This is a genomic window from Varibaculum prostatecancerukia, from assembly GCF_943169825.2.
Taxonomy (GTDB): Bacteria; Actinomycetota; Actinomycetes; order Actinomycetales; family Actinomycetaceae; genus Varibaculum; species Varibaculum prostatecancerukia.
Genome location: NZ_OW968402.1, coordinates 387,593 through 406,264, shown reverse-complemented (window position 1 = coordinate 406,264; position 18,672 = coordinate 387,593). Strand labels below are relative to the sequence as shown.

General features: G+C 51.3%; 17 protein-coding genes. 12 read left to right on the top strand and 5 right to left on the bottom strand.

All coding sequences use genetic code 11. The features are described from left to right. Positions 1 to 249: 249 nt before the first annotated feature. Genes KO216_RS01755 through KO216_RS01740 form a run of 4 tightly spaced genes read left to right on the top strand, consistent with a single transcriptional unit; the run spans position 250 to position 4,662 of the window. On the top strand, positions 250 to 1,500 hold the full coding sequence (locus tag KO216_RS01755; protein WP_215522588.1) for a RuBisCO large subunit C-terminal-like domain-containing protein: 1,251 nt from the start codon (positions 250 to 252) through the stop codon (positions 1,498 to 1,500). Then, positions 1,497 to 2,366 carry an amidohydrolase family protein gene (locus KO216_RS01750; protein ID WP_215522586.1) on the top strand — a complete coding sequence of 290 codons (870 nt, stop codon included), beginning with the start codon at positions 1,497 to 1,499 and terminating at the stop codon, positions 2,364 to 2,366. The genes KO216_RS01755 and KO216_RS01750 overlap by 4 nt, the downstream gene beginning before the upstream one ends. Positions 2,367 to 2,409: 43 nt before the next feature. Then, positions 2,410 to 3,240: a phosphoenolpyruvate hydrolase family protein gene (locus tag KO216_RS01745; RefSeq protein WP_215522585.1), complete on the top strand. Its 831-nt coding sequence runs from the start codon at positions 2,410 to 2,412 to the stop codon at positions 3,238 to 3,240. A 27-nt stretch (positions 3,241 to 3,267) separates the two neighbouring features. Next, positions 3,268 to 4,662 carry a Tm-1-like ATP-binding domain-containing protein gene (locus KO216_RS01740; protein ID WP_215522584.1) on the top strand — a complete coding sequence of 465 codons (1,395 nt, stop codon included), beginning with the start codon at positions 3,268 to 3,270 and terminating at the stop codon, positions 4,660 to 4,662. Between the two features lie 38 nt (positions 4,663 to 4,700). Here the strand turns inward: KO216_RS01740 and KO216_RS01735 are convergent, their stop codons facing one another. Both KO216_RS01735 and KO216_RS01730 read right to left on the bottom strand, forming a co-directional pair. Further along, positions 4,701 to 5,528, bottom strand: a complete 828-nt coding sequence (locus tag KO216_RS01735; RefSeq protein WP_215522583.1) for a DeoR/GlpR family DNA-binding transcription regulator — start codon at positions 5,526 to 5,528, stop codon at positions 4,701 to 4,703. Continuing rightward, a complete protein-coding gene (locus tag KO216_RS01730) occupies positions 5,528 to 6,481 on the bottom strand; it encodes an aldo/keto reductase (RefSeq protein ID WP_215522582.1) in 954 nt (317 codons plus the stop codon). The genes KO216_RS01735 and KO216_RS01730 overlap by 1 nt, the downstream gene beginning before the upstream one ends. A gap of 236 nt (positions 6,482 to 6,717) precedes the next feature. Here KO216_RS01730 and KO216_RS01725 point away from each other — a divergent pair, with 236 nt between their 5' ends. Next, positions 6,718 to 7,098 carry an RpiB/LacA/LacB family sugar-phosphate isomerase gene (locus KO216_RS01725; RefSeq protein WP_251451730.1) on the top strand — a complete coding sequence of 127 codons (381 nt, stop codon included), beginning with the start codon at positions 6,718 to 6,720 and terminating at the stop codon, positions 7,096 to 7,098. 33 nt (positions 7,099 to 7,131) lie between these two features. After that, complete coding sequence (locus tag KO216_RS01720) at positions 7,132 to 7,872, top strand: triose-phosphate isomerase family protein (protein WP_215522580.1); 741 nt, start codon at positions 7,132 to 7,134, stop codon at positions 7,870 to 7,872. Positions 7,873 to 8,033: 161 nt separating this feature from the next. Here KO216_RS01720 and groL read toward each other — a convergent pair whose 3' ends face one another. Beyond that, the gene (gene groL, locus KO216_RS01715; protein ID WP_215522578.1) at positions 8,034 to 9,665 is read right to left on the bottom strand and encodes a chaperonin GroEL; all 1,632 of its coding nucleotides are present in this window, start codon (positions 9,663 to 9,665) and stop codon (positions 8,034 to 8,036) included. Positions 9,666 to 10,011: 346 nt separating this feature from the next. Next, the gene (locus KO216_RS01710; RefSeq protein WP_215522577.1) at positions 10,012 to 10,611 is read right to left on the bottom strand and encodes a LytR C-terminal domain-containing protein; all 600 of its coding nucleotides are present in this window, start codon (positions 10,609 to 10,611) and stop codon (positions 10,012 to 10,014) included. Between the two features lie 104 nt (positions 10,612 to 10,715). On the opposite strand from KO216_RS01710, the gene KO216_RS01705 reads away from it, so the two are divergent. The 3 genes from KO216_RS01705 to KO216_RS01695 all read left to right on the top strand — a co-directional run bounded on the left by KO216_RS01705 (position 10,716) and on the right by KO216_RS01695 (position 14,159). Next, positions 10,716 to 11,378 carry a uracil-DNA glycosylase gene (locus KO216_RS01705; RefSeq protein ID WP_215522576.1) on the top strand — a complete coding sequence of 221 codons (663 nt, stop codon included), beginning with the start codon at positions 10,716 to 10,718 and terminating at the stop codon, positions 11,376 to 11,378. 51 nt (positions 11,379 to 11,429) lie between these two features. Next, complete coding sequence (locus tag KO216_RS01700; RefSeq protein ID WP_215522575.1) at positions 11,430 to 12,725, top strand: LCP family protein; 1,296 nt, start codon at positions 11,430 to 11,432, stop codon at positions 12,723 to 12,725. Positions 12,726 to 13,025: 300 nt separating this feature from the next. Beyond that, positions 13,026 to 14,159, top strand: coding sequence for an LCP family protein (locus KO216_RS01695; protein ID WP_215522574.1), 1,134 nt, complete (start codon positions 13,026 to 13,028; stop codon positions 14,157 to 14,159). 135 nt (positions 14,160 to 14,294) lie between these two features. Here KO216_RS01695 and galE read toward each other — a convergent pair whose 3' ends face one another. Beyond that, complete coding sequence (galE, locus tag KO216_RS01690) at positions 14,295 to 15,284, bottom strand: UDP-glucose 4-epimerase GalE (protein WP_215522573.1); 990 nt, start codon at positions 15,282 to 15,284, stop codon at positions 14,295 to 14,297. Positions 15,285 to 15,449: 165 nt separating this feature from the next. On the opposite strand from galE, the gene KO216_RS01685 reads away from it, so the two are divergent. The 3 genes from KO216_RS01685 to KO216_RS01675 all read left to right on the top strand — a co-directional run bounded on the left by KO216_RS01685 (position 15,450) and on the right by KO216_RS01675 (position 18,656). Further along, entirely contained in the window at positions 15,450 to 16,955 is a 1,506-nt protein-coding gene (locus KO216_RS01685) for an RCC1 domain-containing protein (RefSeq protein ID WP_215522572.1), read from the top strand. 9 nt (positions 16,956 to 16,964) lie between these two features. Beyond that, a complete protein-coding gene (locus KO216_RS01680; protein ID WP_215522570.1) occupies positions 16,965 to 17,405 on the top strand; it encodes a GtrA family protein in 441 nt (146 codons plus the stop codon). A 252-nt stretch (positions 17,406 to 17,657) separates the two neighbouring features. Next, on the top strand, positions 17,658 to 18,656 hold the full coding sequence (locus tag KO216_RS01675; RefSeq protein WP_215522568.1) for a malate dehydrogenase: 999 nt from the start codon (positions 17,658 to 17,660) through the stop codon (positions 18,654 to 18,656). Positions 18,657 to 18,672 lie beyond the last annotated feature (16 nt).

The following is an 18,672-nucleotide window of genomic DNA, read 5'->3' as shown; positions in this document are numbered from 1 at the left end:
TCCACCAATAACTAGAGCCGTTGAAGTCCCGTAGCGGCACATAGCTGACGAATCCGCACTTCCCCAAGTCACTGCGCCACCTGCTGTACCGAGAAGAATAATACGTGCGTCAACCTTTTGCATAGCTCTAATCCTTAAAAATAAATGGGCTCTATACCAAAATATCACATTTTTTATACATACTTGCAACATCCGCATTGGTTCATATATCATGTACATGTAACATTTTAAGCAATGCGAAGGAGCAACATGCCACAGGCTTCCAACAAGAATGACGCGGTTCTTGCGACATATACCTTTTCCATCCCTGCCGATGTTGACCCCCTAGAAAAAGTTCGCGCTTTCGCAATCGGTCAAACTATTGGAACCTGGGTTGATGTTCCCGGTCTAACACAAGAAATGGTTGACAACTACCAAGGTGAAGTCGTCGACATTAAAACCCTGGATCCCAGCGATCTGGTAACCGAAGGCGGAAATACCACAACGTACACCGCAACTCTTTCCTTGCCGGCGGTGAGCATAGGAGCTGACATACCGAGGCTTTTTACCTCGCTGCTGGGCAATGACGCCTCGACTTCCATGGCGGCAAAACTCGTTGACGTTCAGCTCCCTGCGTCGATGACAAGCAAGCTTCCAGGTCCAAAGCATGGTGTGGCTGGGATCAGAAAGCTTCTCGGCATCCCTTCGCGCCCGCTTCTACTCAACATGATCAAACCATGCACTGGTCTTACCCCAGCTCAGGGAAGTGAAATCTTCCGCGAGACAGCATTAGGCGGCCCTGATCTAATCAAAGATGATGAACTCATGGGAGACCCCGAATTCTCTCCTATTGATCAGCGTGTTACCGCTTATAACAAAGCTGCACAGCAAGCTTTTGAAGAAACTGGCCACCGTACCATCTACGTACCTAATATCACTGCGCAAGGCACGGCTTTATTCGAAAATGCCAAGCGCGCTATCAATGCCGGAGCGCGCGCACTCATGGTGTGCTATGCCGCGGTCGGGTACGGCAGCGTCGTCGAATTGCGAGAAAAGTTTGATGTGCCAATTCTCGGCCACTATGCCTCGGCTAATACCTATTACGAAAACGCTTCCTCCGGCATGTCAGCTGCCTTAGCGCTCGGGTTTTTCCCAAGGCTCGTGGGTGCCGACATGGCGGTTATTAACACTCCCTACAGTGGTTATCCCATGCGGAAAGCGGCATATCTAGCTACCGCGCGCAAAATGCTCACGCCAATGAGCAACCTTCAGCCGTCGTTCCCGGTCGTTGGGGGGGGAGTTAAGCCCGGGGTCGTATACAGATATTTAGAGGACTTAGGCACAGATATCGTTCTGGCATCAGGTGGAGCCATTCAAGGACACCCCCAAGGACCTGCGGCAGGCGTTAGGGCGATGCGCCAAGCAATTGACGCCTACATGGATGGTGTGACATTGGAAGAAGCAGCTCGCGAACATAGCGAATTAGCAACCGCTTTAGATGTATTTGGAGTAGTCAAATGAGCAAACGCGTCGACGTCCACTCCCATATTTGGGAAGAATCGGATATTCCACCTCAGATTAGCGGCTACGACTCCAGCCGTTCACTTTCCTGCGATGCCGATGCTTTAATCGCTGCTATGGATAAAAACGGCATTAATTTGTCGATTGCGGTCGCCCTTGCATATGAACCAGATTTATCTGATGCACATATTAGACGCATCAATGATTTCGTTTTACGCGAATGTAACAAATATCCTGAGCGTTTGATTCCGTTTTGTTGTGTGAATCCGCGCAGCCCACATGCGGAGAAAATTGTGGCGGAAGCACTCGCGAACGGCCATAAAGGTTTAAAATTCCACGGCGCATTTCAAAATATGGGTGTAGATGATCCGCAGCTGTGGCCAATTTATAAAGTTCTGGAAGAAGCACAGAAACCCGTCCTTTTTCACTCGGGTGATATCGGCGTCCTTCCGCTCAATGATCAGTATACGAGCGTCAATCGCTTTGACTCAGTATTTTGCGATTTTCCGCAAATGCCAGCCATCCTGGGGCATGCGGGGCGTATCGACTTTTCTCGAACGGCGGGATTACTGCGGAAACACTCCAATGTATACGTAGATATCAGCTCAGTAATTGGACGCGATCCAAACTTCCAGACCCACCCCTTGCGCCATCTCATTACGATGGTCAAGACGTGGGCGGGGGCGGTTGATCGAATTCTATTCGGATCTGATATGCCCCTCTATAGTTACGAAAAAACACTGGGTAACCTCGACTTGCTTATTGCGGAGTTGCAGGAGACCCCCGATCCTGTGATTTCAACAGACGACGTCGTCGCAATTCGTGACGTCAATTCGTCTGCATTTTTGAATCGCTACCAACTCTGACCGGAACCTAATGACCGGTCCCGATTATTCAAAGGAGAATGCAATGGCAAAACTCTACACGGCAAAAGAAGTTACCTCCCGTTTACGCGCAGAGATTGACGCGGGCAGGCCGTTATTCGCACCGAACTGTGGATTCGGACTATCTGCAAAACTACAGGAAATGGGCGGGGCTGATTTAATTATCGCCTCCGGGACGAGCTACTGGCGGATGAAGGGGCAAGGATCTCTCTCTGCACTCATGCCGAACAGTGATATCAACCAGGTCCTTTTTGATTTACTTCCCGAAATCGTCGCCAATGTTTCTGAAGCGCCGGTCATGACCCTATCTGGAGCCTTTAATCCGCTGTTGCCGCATAAAGAGCATCTGGAGCGGCTGCGGGATGCCGGCGTGAGCGGAATTAACCCGTTCATGATCAAGATTTACGGAGATGAAACGGTAGCGCAGATGGACAAGATCGGCATTGGCTGGAAGCGCGAAGTCGAATTCATTGAAACAGCTGTAAAGATGGATATGTTTACCCTCGCTTATGCCTTTACGCCCGAAGAGGCAAAAGTGATGGCCAGCGTCGGTGCCCATTCCATCGCCACTCACTTTGGTTCTACAGTCGGTGGGCTCAAAGGCGCCGCATCTGATATGACACTCGAAGAAGCCACCGAACGCAGCCAAGAAATGTTCGACGCGGCTCTCCAAGAGAATCCGGATGTCATCCTATTCGCACACGGCGGCCCCATCGAAGGTCCCGCCGAAGCAGCGCACGTAATTAAAAATACTTCTGCGCATGGTTTCATCGGCGGTTCTGCTGCGGAGCGCATGCCAATTGAAAAAGCAATTTTGGCAATTACTCGTGAATACAAAAACATACTCAATGACTAGTAGTCACCTGTGACAAAGGAGTAACAGATGAATAAAAAAGATAAACCCGTCATCTTGTGTACGGGGATGTGCAACACAAAAGGTACGGAAATCCAATTCGTTGCCGAACAGGTACGTGCCAACGGTGGTGAACCGTTGATTATGGATCTTTCGCTTGGTGGCAGTGTAGATTTTGCTGACATTTCCAACCAGGAGGTTGGCGAGTTGGCTTCTTTGGACATGGATGAAGTCTTTGCTGGTCCGCGAGCTGACGCGATTAAAAAAATTGGGGAAGCCGGCGCGCAAATGGCTCTCAAGCTACATGATGAAGGACGATGCGACGGTATCATTAGTTGGGCGGGTTCAGTAGGATCCACCACCGTTTCGATTGCGATGAGGGCGCTACCATTTGGGGTTCCCAAGATTCTGATGACCGATATGGCATCATCTGACGTGTCAGGATGGCTGGGTAATAAAGATATTTTCATTGTCTCGCCAACCGCTGAACAAGGTATCACTGCAGTGACCTCAAAGATTGTCACGCAAGCTTGCGCCGGTATTGTTGCCATGGCCAAGGTTGACGACCCGCCGATTGGACGTCCGCTTGCCGCTGTTACTAGCTATGGAACGACGACACCTACCCAGATGCGAATTACTAAGTTCTTCAACGATCATGGATGGGACTGCTCGACTTTCCACGCTGTGGGAGTTGGCGCCACGATGGAAGATTTGATTCGCTCCGGTGATATCACTGCTGTTGTAGATATGACGCCCGGTGAATTAACCAATAATATGTACGACTCCGTCTATGGAACACCGAAAACTTGGCAGGGAGAACGTATGACTGCTGCGCCGGATATGGGTATCCCCAATGTAGTTGTACCTGGAGGTTTGGATCAATGCGCCTATGGCGCGTTTGAAACCATGAAGGAAGAATATGTAGAGGACTTCCGCACCGGCAAGCGTAAAGGCTTCCGCGATACAGGTAAGCCTTACATTCACAATGAGAACGTCACTGAGATGGTTCCTACCATTCCAGAAGTTATCGAACTCTCTGATTTTCTCGCCGATACCTTGAATGGTTCTAAGGGGCCCTGCGCATTCGTAATTCCTATGCGCGGCTGGTCCGCTTATGACCAAGAAGCTGCCCTGTGTACGCGTGAGCGCGGCTGGGCAGAAGGGAATGGCGACGGGCCGGTTTGGGAACCCGATGAGAAGCATCCACAGTGGTCGCGCCGGGCAACTGCCATGCTGAAGCGGATGTGGTCGAAGGTCGATACAAATGTGGTAGATCTCATCTGGACAGATCACCATATTCTTGACGAAGAATTCGCTGACCTGTTGAACACCATAGTGTGGGACATGATTAATGGTGAATGGGAAATCGGAAAATATAATAATTTCTCCGACAAAATTCTCAACAATAAGCTGACTACACTGTAATAGGAACGCCATCGAATCCAGTGCAGACGCGTTCGGGACTAACTAATCTCAGTTTTTCCCGAGCGCGTCTTCGCAATAATTAGTTGCACACCACTTCGCCGAAGTTCAGTAACATGTTCGCGACTTAACGCTGCATCGGAAATTACAAAGTCAAATTCACTGATTGGCATCATCGAATACAACGCTCGCTTAGAAAATTTCGTATGGTCAGCGATTAGCACACGCTTCTTCGCGCATTTGAACATGGCGCGCTTAACTTGGATTAACTCAGGCTGTTGATGAAAACACACACCATTACTGATAGCAGGTGTCGACATGAAATAGGTGTCTGCGCTCAATTGACTCAAAGCCGAAAGCGACAGGTTACCTTTATAGGCATCGCACAGCTGGTAATATTCTCCCCCCGTAGAGACAAGGGAGATGCCTCTCTTGCTACCAAGCATGTCGAGTACGCGCCCAAAATTAGTAATAACTGTCAAAGGTTCTTTCTGGGGCAACAATTCGGCTAAATTTAAGCCTGTCGTCGAGTCGTCTAGCACAATCGCTTCCCCGGGTTCAATCAACTCAAAGGCGAGTTTGGCAATCGCACGTTTCTCAACGGACTGCTGCCGCAAACGATAATCAGTTGACGCTTCAAATAGGCTCGAAGCGACCGCAGTTACGACACCCCGAGATTTTCGCAGCACGCCTCTTGCTTCCAAGGCATCCAGATCGCGGTGAATCGTCATCCTCGATACGCCAAGTTCATCAACCAGCGTATCGATGCGGACAGATCCAATCTCAAGAACGCGCTCAGTAATAGCGTCCCGTCTCAAATCTTGTTTTGTTGGTGGAACAGCAAGTTTTGCCTCAATCTCATCATCCATTAGAACAACGCTACCTTTTCGGGACGGGGGAAAATCCTGTCTAGCGCAGCTAAATCATCCCCACTCAACTCAAGCTCAACAGCTTGGGCGTTTGCACAAATCTGCTCAGGACGGGTAGCACCTGCAATAATAGATGCCACGGGAGACTGCGAAGCAAGCCACGCAATTGCTACTGATGCCTGTTGCATATCGCGTTGAGAGCAAAAGTCCTGGTATTCACGCAAGACCTCAATATTGGCTGCAGCAAGTTTTGGATCTCCCGGCTTCAATCGGGCGTCTTTGGGCACTCCCTGAGTGTATTTTCCTGTCAATATACCTGCCGCCAATGGATAATACGGAACGAGGCCTAAGTGAAAATTTTGCGCTGCCGGAACAATCTCCTGCTCGGCTCGGCGATCGAGAAGATTGTAATGATTTTGCGTCGCAACAAGTCGCCCTCGACGTGAATGATGCCACGCATCCGCCAATTGCCATCCAGTAGTATTCGACACTCCGTAGTAACGAATCTTTCCTTGATCTACCAAAGTGTCCAACGCATCGATGGTTTCATCGATTGGGGTGAGGGTGTCAGGGGAATGATAGTAATAAAGATCAATCCAATCAGTACCTAGTCGAGACAAAGATGCTTCGCATTGCTTCATAATGTATCTACGCGATCCACGCGCTAATTCCCTAGGCTCTCCTGCCATGGGTAACCCAAATTTCGTTGCAATCACGACATCGCCACGCCGCTTACCTAGTGCCTGTCCCAGCAAGGTCTCTGATAGTCCCGGTTCATGCCCGTAAACATTTGCGGTGTCAAAATAGGTCACGCCTACATCCAACGCCGCATCCACAACTTTCTTCGCACCTGCGATATTTTCAGAAGCCGATCCCTTTCGACCCAAATTATTTGCGCCATATCCCAAAACAGAAACGCGAAGACCAGAATTACCTAACCGCCTATATTTCATACCATCCATATTAGACGAGTTGTGAACCACAAACCAGCATAATCTTAAAGTATCTCGAATGTGCTCTATAGATGTCTTTATTACTCCTAAATAGGAAGAAATAACACCTAAAAGGTATGAATTTCTTATAGATAAGGTAACCTAGAATGTAAGTATTTATTTTTAATAAGGTTAGGTGAATAATGAAACTCGCTTTTGGTTGTGATCCAAACGCTACGGATCTTAAGCAGGCTCTTATGGCTAAGGCTGAGGATTTGGGGCATGAGGTTAAAGATTTTGGTTCCGATGATCCTATTTACGCTAATGTTGCGGTAGCGGTAGCCGAGGCCGTGGCAGCTGGTGAATATGATCGCGGCGTAGTGGTTTGTGGTACCGGTATCGGGGTTTCAATAGCGGCAAACAAGGTAAAAGGAGCTTATTGCGCTTGCATCGCTGATGTGTACCAGGCACAGCGAGCCACCCTTAGCAATAATGCAAACATGATTGCTATTGGTTCCCAGGTAGTAGGTATTAAATCTGCAGAAGTGTTTTTAGAGGAATATCTTAAAAACGATTTCGATCCTAATTCGCGCAGCAAAGATAAGGTTGCCCGAATCTGTGAATACGAAGCAGAATAACTAGCTATCTATTCACCTATTCGGGAGAATTAAATGAATAAACCAGTGGCTGCTGTAAGCCTAAAAATGTATTTTTCGCAATCGCGTACTTTACAATATTGTCGTGAATTAAAAAGTTTAATTGCCAGCGAAGAGGGTTTAATCGATAATGTACGCCTGGCGATCCTGCCGGACTTTTTAGCCATCCCCCAAGCGGCGGAAATTCTAAAAGACACTAACATTATCCTAGGTGCCCAAGATCTAGCCTATGAAGACCGAGGAGCCTTTACCGGTGAAGTTTCAGGAGCAGATCTAGCAAATTTCGGTGTCAAAGTAGCAGAAATTGGTCACGCGGAACGTAGAACCATTTTCCGTGAAGACGACGACATGATCGCCAAAAAAGTTGCAGCAGCTAAACGCAACAACATAACTCCCTTGCTATGCATAGGCGAACCCGAAAAAACCAGCCCCAAACAAGCAGCAAAACTATGCATCCAACAAGTACGCTCCGCATTAAGATACGCCACACCCACAGAAATATGGCTGGGATATGAACCCTACTGGGCTATCGGCGCCGCGCAGCCAGCAAGCCCAAAATACGTCTCTGAGATATGCCAAAACATCCGAGAAGGCCTACCCGAACTAGCCTCACTAACCATTCTCTACGGCGGCTCAGCAGGACCAGGACTAATAACCAAACTCGACAACACCATCGACGGACTATTCCTAGGACGCTTCGCACACGAACCCAAAGCCTTCCTAGAAGTAGCCAAAGAAACCACAACCCGAAAATAAACCAACCCAAACAAAACACCAGGCAACAACTATCAAAAATAGCCGTAACCTACTTTCGGGGTTAATCAAAATGGCAGACAAAGTGGGGGCGAACCTTTCGGTTCGCCCCCACTTCTTGGTATCAGCTTTATAGCGGCTAGACCGCTCAGCCTACACCCGGTTTAGTACATTCCGCCCATACCGGCTGCTGCAGCATCATCGCCACCAGCGGGAGCCGGAGGTTCTGGCTTGTCAGCTACCACAGCTTCGGTGGTCAAGAACATCCCCGCGATAGAGGCCGCGTTCTGCAAAGCGGAACGAGTCACCTTCACCGGATCAGCGATATTGCTCTTGAGCAGATCCTCGTACTCGCCATTGGCAGCGTTTAGGCCCTGGCCAGCAGGCAGATGCGCTACCCGTTCAGCCACTACCGAGCCTTCCAGACCGGCATTCTCGGCGATCTGACGCATCGGGGAGGACAGCGCCACCCGCACGATAGAAGCGCCAGTTTCCTCGTCGCCCTCTAGCTTTAAGCTGTCCAAAGCCTTCAGACCGGACTGCAGCAGGGCAACCCCGCCGCCAGCGACAATGCCTTCTTCAACTGCCGCTTTCGCGTTACGAACCGCGTCCTCAATCCGATGCTTGCGCTCCTTCATTTCCACTTCAGTGGCCGCACCCGACTTGATAACTGCGACTCCGCCAGCCAACTTGGCTAGGCGTTCTTGCAGTTTCTCGCGATCGTAATCAGATTCGGTGTTTTCGATTTCCTGACGAATCTGCTTGACACGCGCCTCGATATCTTCGCCAGCTCCCGCGCCTTCTACAATGGTGGTTTCGTCCTTGGTGACAACCACTTTGCGCGCCTTGCCCAGCATATCCAGTTCCGCGTTTTCCAGGGTGAGCCCCACGGTCTCGGAAATTACCTGACCGCCAGTCAAAATCGCCATATCCTGGAGCATTGCTTTGCGGCGGTCGCCGAATCCCGGAGCCTTAACCGCTACGGTCTTGAAGGTGCCACGAATCTTGTTCAGAACCAGGGTGGTCAGCGCTTCTCCGTCAACGTCCTCGGCAATAATCAGCAGCGGCTTGCCAGTGGACATTACCTTTTCCAGTAGCGGCAGCAGATCCTTAATCTGGGAAACTTTCGATTCCACCAGCAGAATGTAGGGATCTTCGAGCACCGCTTCCTGACGATCGGCGTCAGTTACGAAGTAGCCAGAGATGTAGCCTTTATCGAAGCGCATACCCTCGGTGACTTCCAGGTGAGTGCCGAAAGAGTTGGAATCCTCGACGGTGATAACCCCTTCGTTGCCCACTTTTTCCATGGCGTCCGCAATCAAAGCCCCAATCTCGGGGTCATTTGCGGAGATAGACGCGGTAGCCGCGATCTCGTCACGAGTCTCAACTTCTTTGGCGTCGGCGTGCAGCTGATCCACAACTGCCTCTACCGACTTGTCAATCCCGCGCTTTAGAGCAATCGGGTTCGCCCCGGCCACCACGTTGCGCAACCCCTCGCGTACCAGCGCCTGCGCCAATACGGTAGCAGTAGTAGTACCGTCACCTGCTACATCGTCGGTCTTCTTAGCGACCTCTTTGACTAGCTCTGCGCCAATCTTTTCGTAAGGGTCTTCGAGTTCGATTTCCTTGGCTACGGACACGCCATCTTTGGTGATGGTGGGAGCTCCCCACTTCTTTTCCAAAACTACGTTGCGACCACGCGGCCCCAGCGTTACTTTTACCGTGTCAGCCAGGGTGTTCAGACCCCGCTCCATTCCCCGACGAGCTTCCTCATCAAAAGCAATAATCTTGCTCATATGCTTGTATTCCCTCCATCGCGACACGTTCGCGTCACGCGGTTAGATCTTTGACCCAGCCCTGATGCCCGCGACGGACGAGGACTCCGCGCCGATCCTGTCTCGGAACGTCGCCCCCTCACCAAGGACTCGGTTTTTATCACTCTCTAGGTTCGAGTGCTAAATATGATTTTGGCACTCTCCTAAGGCAAGTGCAAACTTTCAGGCGAAAACAGAATAGAAAATACCCTCTGAGTGAAACTTCTAGATTTTGCAATAGGTTATCGGGAATGAAAGTGAATCAAGCTAGCTGAAGCAGCTGGTTTCCGCAGTAACAGCCCTGACTCCTATCCGAGAGTAGCAACCGTCAGCGAACTAGATAAATGGCAATATCGGTTTCCCCGATTTGATATCCGCCGCTATCGGCGTCCTGCACATTGCTGATGCCTGCAACCTTAGCGGCCTCTTTAGCAGCAGCTTCAAACTGGGAACCGCGATAAAGCACCGTGGAATCCTTTAATCCGCGAGCTTGAGAATTACTGGCATTCGGGTTGGTGAAACCGTCAGCCGCCAGTTTATCCGCGACCTCTTTTGCCCAGCCAGAACGATTAGAAGCATTCAACACCCGCACTCGCGCCTCCGCCTTATTCGTAGCCGAAGCACTGGCAGTGGGGCTGGTGGCAGTTTCCTTTTTGGAAGACTCACTGGGTTTAGCAATTTTTTTAGGGCTAGTAGTAGGAGTCGCTGCAGTAGTTGTGGTTGCAGTTTTAGTGGCAGCAGGAGTTTGCGTATGCCCGGTACCTTTCATCAGCGCCACCCCACCCCAGGCCAAAGCCGGTCCTAGCACCAGCACCACTAGAATAGGTAGCAACGCCTGCCAGCGCCTTACAGGGCGGCGATGAGCACCTGAAGGGCCTTCTTCGGCCAGTGCATCGAACTCATCTTCCGGAAACTCTTGTTTACTCACAAAGACAGATTAACCGTATTCGACCAGTCAAGGGGCGACTGCCACGCCGAGAATCAGTATTTACCCGCGTTAGCTTAGCTAGGCGAACAGGTTAAAATGAAACTATGAGCACCAACCTGGAAAAGATCATGCACCCTTCCTGGGCAGAGGTAATGAATCCTGCCGCCCCGAAGATCTCCGAAATGGGCGAGATGCTGCGCCATGAAGGCAACAACTACCTTCCCTCCGGTGGGGATATTTTTCGCGCTTTCACCTACCCCTTTGATCAAGTAAAAGTGCTAATCGTGGGGCAGGATCCCTATCCGACTCCCGGGAACGCGATGGGGCTATCCTTCTCGGTAAAACCGGGAGTGGCTATCCCGAAATCTTTAAACAATATTTTTAAGGAACTCCATGACGATTTAGGGTGCTCCGTCCCCACCAGCGGAGATCTTCGCCCCTGGGCAGAGCAGGGGGTAATGCTACTAAACAGGGTTCTTACGGTTACCCCTAACGAAGCTGGCTCTCACCGCGGACGCGGATGGGAGGAGGTAACCGACCGCGCCATTTCCACTTTAGTAGCGCGAGATCGTCCGCTGGTGGCTATTCTCTGGGGCAAACAAGCTCAATCCCTAGCTCCCGCCCTTGGAAATACTCCGATTGTTCAGTCAGCGCATCCCTCGCCCCTATCGGCCTCTCGCGGATTCTTCGGATCCCGTCCTTTTTCGCGCACTAATTCTTTGCTGCAACAGCTGGGAACAAGCCCCATTAACTGGCAACTTCCATAATTCGTTATCCAAATCGTTACAATTTAGTCAAGACAGTATAGAGTGGCACACGTGAGTTCGCACAAGAAAAGCGCAAAAACCTACCTAGGGCGCATCCGTCACGCTGTTAATCCGCCCTACCCGCGTAGGCTGCTGCGGGGGGTAATCAGTGCCTTAGTGTTCGCCCTATCCTTCTCTCTCACCGGGGCTTTCTTGGTTTACCACGACCTATCTAGTCGTGTGAACAATATCAGCACTGCCAAGAAGTTAGGACGTACTCCGCCTGATTCTTATAGTGGGCGTCCTATCAACATTTTGATTATTGGTTCTGATTCTCGCACCGGGGAAGACAATCAGGCTCTAATCAACGATGGCAGCGAGGGAGAGCGATCCGATACTGCCATGGTTATGCATATTTCCAAGGATCGTTCCCATGTAAACGTAGTTTCGATACCCCGGGATTTAATTGTTGATGTTCCCGCTTGTGAACATAAAGACGGAACACAATCGCGACCGCAACGAGTTCAGTTTAACTGGGCATACTCCATTGGCGGTGAAGACGGTGACCGGACTTCAGCGGTTCTTTGCACTTGGAAAACCGTAGAAAAGCTTTCTGGGATGCGGATTGACGAATCAGTAGTGGTCGATTTCAGCGGATTTGCTTCCATGATCGATGCCCTGGGAGGGATTAATGTCTATATTCCCACCGAGATTCATGACCAGCGGAATTCTGGCCTAGAATTAGAACCCGGATGCGTCCATTTCGATGGTAAGCAAGCATTAGGTTATGCCCGCGTCCGACACGGAGTGCAAGGATCGGACGGTTCTGACCTGCAACGGATTGAACGGCAACAGGCGGTCATGGGGATTATGATGCGCACCGCCCTGCAAAAAAATATGTTAACCTCTCTCAATCAGCTTTACGATTTTATCGGTAGCGGCTTGAGCTCATTAAGCATTTCTGACGGGATATCTTCCGTGTCCGAAATGGCTGGTTTAGGCTGGTCATTGCAATCCTTAAAGCCAGAGAATCTCCGTTTCGTTACCCTGCCGGTATATCCTGCACCAAATGACCCCAATCGGGTGATTGTAAACGCGAATGAAATAAGACCTATCTGGGATACTTTTATCAATGACACCCCGCTACCAGCAGGAATCGAAGTTCGTGACGCTAATGGCAAGGTTTACACTATTGAAGCGGAAACCTCAACTTCCCCCTCAACCAGCTCCAGCGGTGAAAGCGCCACCAAGAGCCCTGAACCTACCACCAGTTCTTCGAGCTCCCAAAATAACGGGGATGCCACCAGTTCTCAGAAACCAAACGATGACCTAGTCGAACTGCAAAGGAAGTGCGAAGCGAAAAAATAGGTCAGATACCCAAGTTTTAATCAGGGAGTAAGCAACTTGAGTCAGCAGGATCTGCCAGAGTCATTCACCCCGCCTAAACGACCTCGCCCCCAGCGCAGGCAGGAAAATCCTCCTTCCTATTCCCCTAAGGAACGAAGAATCCGCCCAGGGGGCTCAAACAAAACTAATCAACAAACATCCTCCTCTCCTGGCAATATTCAGGAAGCAGGTCACCACTCCCATACCCCTGGTGGGCATGCTGCTCGCCCTGCAATCTCAAGAAAGCTAGAAAGCACTCCGACGCGGCGAGAAGAAACGCACTTGGCTAACGCCCAAGAAATTCCGGTGCAATCACGCACTGGTTCGCGATTTTCCAGACGTCCAGCCCCCTCGCGCACCCGGGTATTGCCCCAAGAAAGAGCAGAGAAATCACGGGTAGATCAGGAAAGCCCGAAAACTCCTAGCCGTTTAGAGCCAATTCCGTCTACTAAAGAACGTCGGATTTCTCGCCCCAATTTTAAATTCCGCCGCATTTTCGCAGCAGTTCTGACTCTGACCCTTATTTTTGTTATTGCCTGGCCACTCTATCTTTGCCATCTGGCGAATTCACAGTTAAACCGAGTTGAGGCCCTTTCGACTCTGCCGGCTGGCGAGGGCGAAACTTGGCTGATTGCCGGCTCCGATAAACGTTCCGATGGTAGCGATGGCGGCGTTTCTGGAGCGGATATAGGAGCCCGCTCAGACTCGATTATGCTGGTACGCAAAGTAAATTCAATGTCAGCAATCGTATCCCTCCCCCGGGACACTGCAGTAGTTATCCCCGGATATGGCCAAAATAAACTCAATGCCGCCTACTCTTTCGGGGGACCAAGACTACTGGTAAAAACGGTCGAAGGGATAAGCGGAGTAAAAGTTGATCACTATGTGGAAGTCACTATGGGATCGGTGACTCAGCTAGTAGACGTCGTGGGAGGAATTGAACTCTGCCTTGACTATGACGTTGATGACCCCGATTCTGCTTTGAAGTGGCAAAGCGGTTGCCATCAGGCAGACGGGGCGACCGCGCTAGCGTTCTCCCGGATGCGCCAGCAAGACCCTAAAGGTGATATTGGTAGGGCGGAGCGACAGCGGCAGGTAGTTTCCAAACTGGCAGATACTCTGATTACCCCCTCTACCTTTTTGAATCCTTTTAAGCAGCGCGACCTGGCAATCGCAGGCGCCCAAAACCTTACTTGCGATACTGATTCAGGTGCCTGGGCGCTCGGAAAACTGTTACTCACCTACCGCAGCGCCGCTAAGAATAGACTCACTGGGGCACCTCCGATCGCCAATATGGCCTACTATGATGGTGCGCACGGGGCAATGGTGCTCCTCGATAAACAGAAGACCCCGAGTTTCTGGTCTGCCTTCCAAAAGGGTACGCTGCAACCTAGTCAATATCACCAGTTTCAGTAGCTACAGGGAAGCGGCATGCGGCAAGCAGCTCAAGAATCCCTCGCATATTTCGGGTAAGGAGAATTGCCTCCCCTCCCGTACCCTGCAAAAGCCACCTTTTACCAGGGTACAGAAAGTGTTTTTCCTAAAGCCGCCCTATACTCCCGGGATTTTATCGGGGCCGTCCTGCCAGGCACTCCAGGCGGACTCCAGGATTTCTTTAATCCCGTTTTCCGCTTTCCAATCGAGTTCTACCCGAATCCGGGTGGTATCCCCGATTAGCTGCGCCGGGTCTCCGGCTCGACGCGCTTCCTCATCAATCTTAAAATCAATGCCGGTAACTTCATGGATTCCCTCAACGATTTCCCGTACCGAAGTTCCCTGCCCAGTTCCCACGTTGAAAACATGGTTTTCCATTTCTTGGCCGGACGCCACATAGTCGAGGGCATGCAGATGGGCATCGGCGAGGTCGCGAACGTGTATATAATCCCGGACACAGGTACCGTCAGCAGTCTCATAATCAGTGCCGAAGATCTTGGGGTTTTGCCCCTTGGATAGGCGCTCCAACACCATGGGAATCAGGTTGAGCCGGGCGGGATCACCCAGATCGTCCCAACCGGAACCCGCTACATTGAAGTAACGCAAACCAATCCAGCGCAGACCCCAGGCACGTTCACAGTCCGCCATCATCCATTCGCCAATCAGCTTGGTTTCCCCGTAGGGGTTAATGGGTTTACCAGCTAATTCTTCGGGAACCACCGGCACATCGGGCTGGCCATAAACCGCTGCCGAAGAGGAGAAAATCATCTGCCGGGTACCGGCATCACGCATAGCGGACATCACGTTCGCTAGGCCTCCCACGTTCTGTTGGTAGTACCACATCGGCTTTTCTACGGATTCGCCGACCTGTTTGCGCGCCGCAAAGTGAATAACCGCCGTTACGTCCTCATCAATCAGGGTTTGGAAAATCTTCTTCCGCGCTCCGGAAGAGGCCACGTCTAGTTGCACCAGTTTGGCGTCACCAATCCGATCTGGAGTGCCATAAGACAAATCGTCGATAACAACTACTTTTTCCCCGCGCTCAGCTAGGAGCCGAACCACGTGCGCGCCAATATAACCGGCGCCACCTACTACTAAAATGCTCATATAGACAGGTTACCCTAGTGCGTAAGTCCTGCTATCGTTAACGACCCTCGAAGTAGAATTTAGCCTGGATTTCCCCTATTTTTAACTTCAAAGTTTGTTAAAAATAGGTTAGAATGTACTCAGAAGGATTGTAGGATTCCCGAGGTAGGACGGGAGGTGAGCGGGGTGCGTGACGCAGCGTCGAAACGGCGCATTGGTCTGCAAGTAACCCTGGCAGTATTAGCGCTGCTAGTGGCCTTGGGAGCTCTAGTTATTTCCCCTACTTTTTCGATTGCGGGAGATACCAAACCTACCTATGAAATTACTCTGACCCCGGTGAATCCTCAGCCTACATCCGCTTCTCCTAGTTCTGATTCTGATTACGATCCGGTGCTACCCGGGCCTTCTCCGACTCCTACTTTTAACGGGCCGCGCATCATCTTGTCACTGCGCCCAGTACAACCTGGCCCTTCTCCGGTTCCTACCTTCAATCAAACTCCTGCACCCTCGGAAACGGTGCAACCGGTAGGGGTCGCCCAGGATTTGCGGCGCGCCTCAGCATCTGGTTCTTTCGCTTGTGGTCTGCGCACCGATGGCACTGCCCGCTGCTGGGGGGTTAACAAGTCCGGCCAGTTGGGGGTTCCTATCACCAGGCAACCGGCGATTACCCCCCAAACTATCGCTAACCAGCCAGTGAAGTTTACCCAAATCTCCACTGGACGCGAATATACCTGCGCCCTGGGTACCGACAGCTTTGTTTACTGTTGGGGCGATAACGCCTATGGGCAGTTGGGGCAGGCGCGCCCTCGTAATCAGCTCTCCGGCTCTTTTAATCCGTTGCGGGTTACGGCGCTACCGGCAGATACCGTGCAGATTGCTGCTGGAGGACGTCACGCCTGCGCCCTTTCAAACTCCGGGGTACTTACCTGCTGGGGCGCTAATGAAATGGCACAAGTGGGCAACAGTACCAATATCGGAAATCAACTGAAACCAGTAGCGGTAATGACCGATGTGAAAGAGGTCGCCGCGGGCAATGACCACACCTGCGCCCTCAAACAAGATGGCACCGTGTATTGCTGGGGAGTTAAGTCTCGCCTAGATTCTTGGAATAACGAGCTAGTGGTAGATTACCAACTTCGCCCGACGGCAGTATCCGATATGAAGTTTGTGTCCTTGCGGGCAGCCGGTGATTACAGCTGCGCGATCGCCGAAAATAAACGGCTTTACTGTTGGGGGATCAACAGCGACGGCCAGGCAGGAAAACCCGGAAATATGTCCAATAATCTGGGGATCCTCCAACCGGAACTGGTCAGCTCGCTGCCGGAAGTAGGGCAAGTTTACCTGGGATTTTATGGCGGATGCGCAGTTACCACTGGCGGCGCCACCTACTGCTGGGGGCGCAATGACTTTGGACAACTCGGTCCCAGTATCGGTCTCACCAAGCGGGTTGCAGCCAATGGCTCAACGGCTATTGGAGCTGCTCCCGCCCTCAGCGGTTTAGATGCTCGCCTGGGGGCGAATGCCCGTTCCACTCTGTTTATGGGTAATACCTTCACCTGTATGCTCGATAAACAGAACAGCATGTATTGCCTGGGCAATTGGGCGCAAGGCCAGCTCGCAGATGGGCGGCGCAGCGACCGGCTTTCAAATGCTCGTACCGCGCAACTAACTCCGGTATATTCCCGCCTGTAATCTTAAGCTGTGGGAAAACTTTACGCCTATCTACGCTCCCCGGGACGCATCAGCCGAATAGTTAAGTTTTGCCTGGTGGGCGGGATGAACTACCTAGTAGACGTATCAGCATTCAACCTATTAAGAACCGGGATTTTATCTTCTCATCCGCTAACTTCAAAAGTGTTGGCCGCGGCAGTAGCTACCATTTTTTCTTGGGTGGTTAATCGCTATTGGACATTCCGCAATAAACGAACTAACCGGCGGATGCAAGAATTCCTGGGATTCGCGGTAGTTAATGTACTGGGGATGCTACCTGCAGTTATCTGTTTAGGGATCAGCCACTACTTATTGGGATTCACCTCGCTGCTGGCTGATAATATATCCGCTAATGTGATTGGGCTGGTATTGGGTACTATTCTGCGTTTTTTCCTCTACGAACACACTATTTTTACCGGAGTCAAGCAATAGTCGTACGCGCGGATACCCCTGCGCGTCCTCGGGAAAAATTTAGGAACGATAAATCCAACCAGCCCGAATAAACGAAGGTCTAAATTATTTCTCGATATCGAGACGCACCATGTTATCTGCAGTTTTATTGCTGTAAATAAAAATTAGTAGTGGCAGATGCCACCTTAAAGCGCTAGGGTTAAAGCATAAGTCTAGTTGGCTTGGCCGGCCGCGCGCGGTCGGTAAGAAAATTTCTCACTGAAGGAGAATCACATGGCAGAATGCTGCTGCAAGAAACCCGTTACCGTAACCGTTACTGGTGCTGCCGGTAATATCGGCTATGCCCTACTGTTCCGCATCGCTTCGGGCGCTATGCTGGGACCGGATCAGCCGGTCAAGTTGAACCTGCTGGAAATCCCGCAAGCGGTTAAGGCCGCCGAGGGTACTGCGATGGAACTAAACGACTCCGCCTTCCCGCTACTGGCAGGCGTAGATATTTATGATGACCCCAACCAGGCGTTTGAAGGTTGCTCCTACGGCCTTTTGGTAGGTGCTCGTCCGCGCGGCAAAGGTATGGAGCGCGCAGACCTGCTGGCCGCCAATGGTGGTATTTTCGGTCCGCAAGGCAAGGCCATTAACGACCATGCCGCAGAGGATATTCGGGTACTGGTAGTGGGCAACCCCGCTAATACCAACGCCTACATCGCTTGCAAGTCAGCTCCGGATGTGCCGGCAGAACGCTTTACCGCGATGATGCGTCTGGATCACAACCGCGCTATCTCCCAGCTAGCAGAAAAGACTGGCGCCGCGGTCAAAGACATTAAGAAGATGATTGTGTGGGGCAATCACTCTGCTGATCAATATCCCGACCTTACCTTCGCTACCGTTGACGGCAAGCCGGCTCCGGAACTGGTAGACGAGGCTTGGCTGGACGACTACTTCGTACCCACGGTAGCCAAGCGCGGCGCTGCCATTATCGAGGCACGGGGCGCTTCTTCGGCGGCTTCGGCGGCTTCGGCGGCTATCGACCATATGCACACCTGGGCACTAGGAACTCCCGAGGGCGACTGGTCTACTTTCGCCGGCCCCTCTCATGGGGAATACGGAGTTCCGGAAGGCCTCATCTATGGTATGCCCGTCATCTGCAAAGATGGGAAGTACCAGGTGGTAGAAGGGCTAGAACTACCTGAAAAGACCAAGCAGCATATTGCTAAGAACGCGAAGGCTGCGCAAGAGGAAATCGCCACCGTTAAGGAACTGGGAATCCTCTAAACTCCTTTTCGGTTTT

Coding starts and splice junctions, on each gene's coding strand:
- KO216_RS01755 (WP_215522588.1), top strand. CDS start 250: ATGCCACAGGCTTCCAACAAGAATGACGCGGTTCTTGCGACATATACC.
- KO216_RS01750 (WP_215522586.1), top strand. CDS start 1,497: ATGAGCAAACGCGTCGACGTCCACTCCCATATTTGGGAAGAATCGGAT.
- KO216_RS01745 (WP_215522585.1), top strand. CDS start 2,410: ATGGCAAAACTCTACACGGCAAAAGAAGTTACCTCCCGTTTACGCGCA.
- KO216_RS01740 (WP_215522584.1), top strand. CDS start 3,268: ATGAATAAAAAAGATAAACCCGTCATCTTGTGTACGGGGATGTGCAAC.
- KO216_RS01735 (WP_215522583.1), bottom strand. CDS start 5,528: ATGGATGATGAGATTGAGGCAAAACTTGCTGTTCCACCAACAAAACAA.
- KO216_RS01730 (WP_215522582.1), bottom strand. CDS start 6,481: ATGAAATATAGGCGGTTAGGTAATTCTGGTCTTCGCGTTTCTGTTTTG.
- KO216_RS01725 (WP_251451730.1), top strand. CDS start 6,718: ATGGCTAAGGCTGAGGATTTGGGGCATGAGGTTAAAGATTTTGGTTCC.
- KO216_RS01720 (WP_215522580.1), top strand. CDS start 7,132: ATGAATAAACCAGTGGCTGCTGTAAGCCTAAAAATGTATTTTTCGCAA.
- groL (WP_215522578.1), bottom strand. CDS start 9,665: ATGAGCAAGATTATTGCTTTTGATGAGGAAGCTCGTCGGGGAATGGAG.
- KO216_RS01705 (WP_215522576.1), top strand. CDS start 10,716: ATGAGCACCAACCTGGAAAAGATCATGCACCCTTCCTGGGCAGAGGTA.
- galE (WP_215522573.1), bottom strand. CDS start 15,284: ATGAGCATTTTAGTAGTAGGTGGCGCCGGTTATATTGGCGCGCACGTG.
- KO216_RS01675 (WP_215522568.1), top strand. CDS start 17,658: ATGGCAGAATGCTGCTGCAAGAAACCCGTTACCGTAACCGTTACTGGT.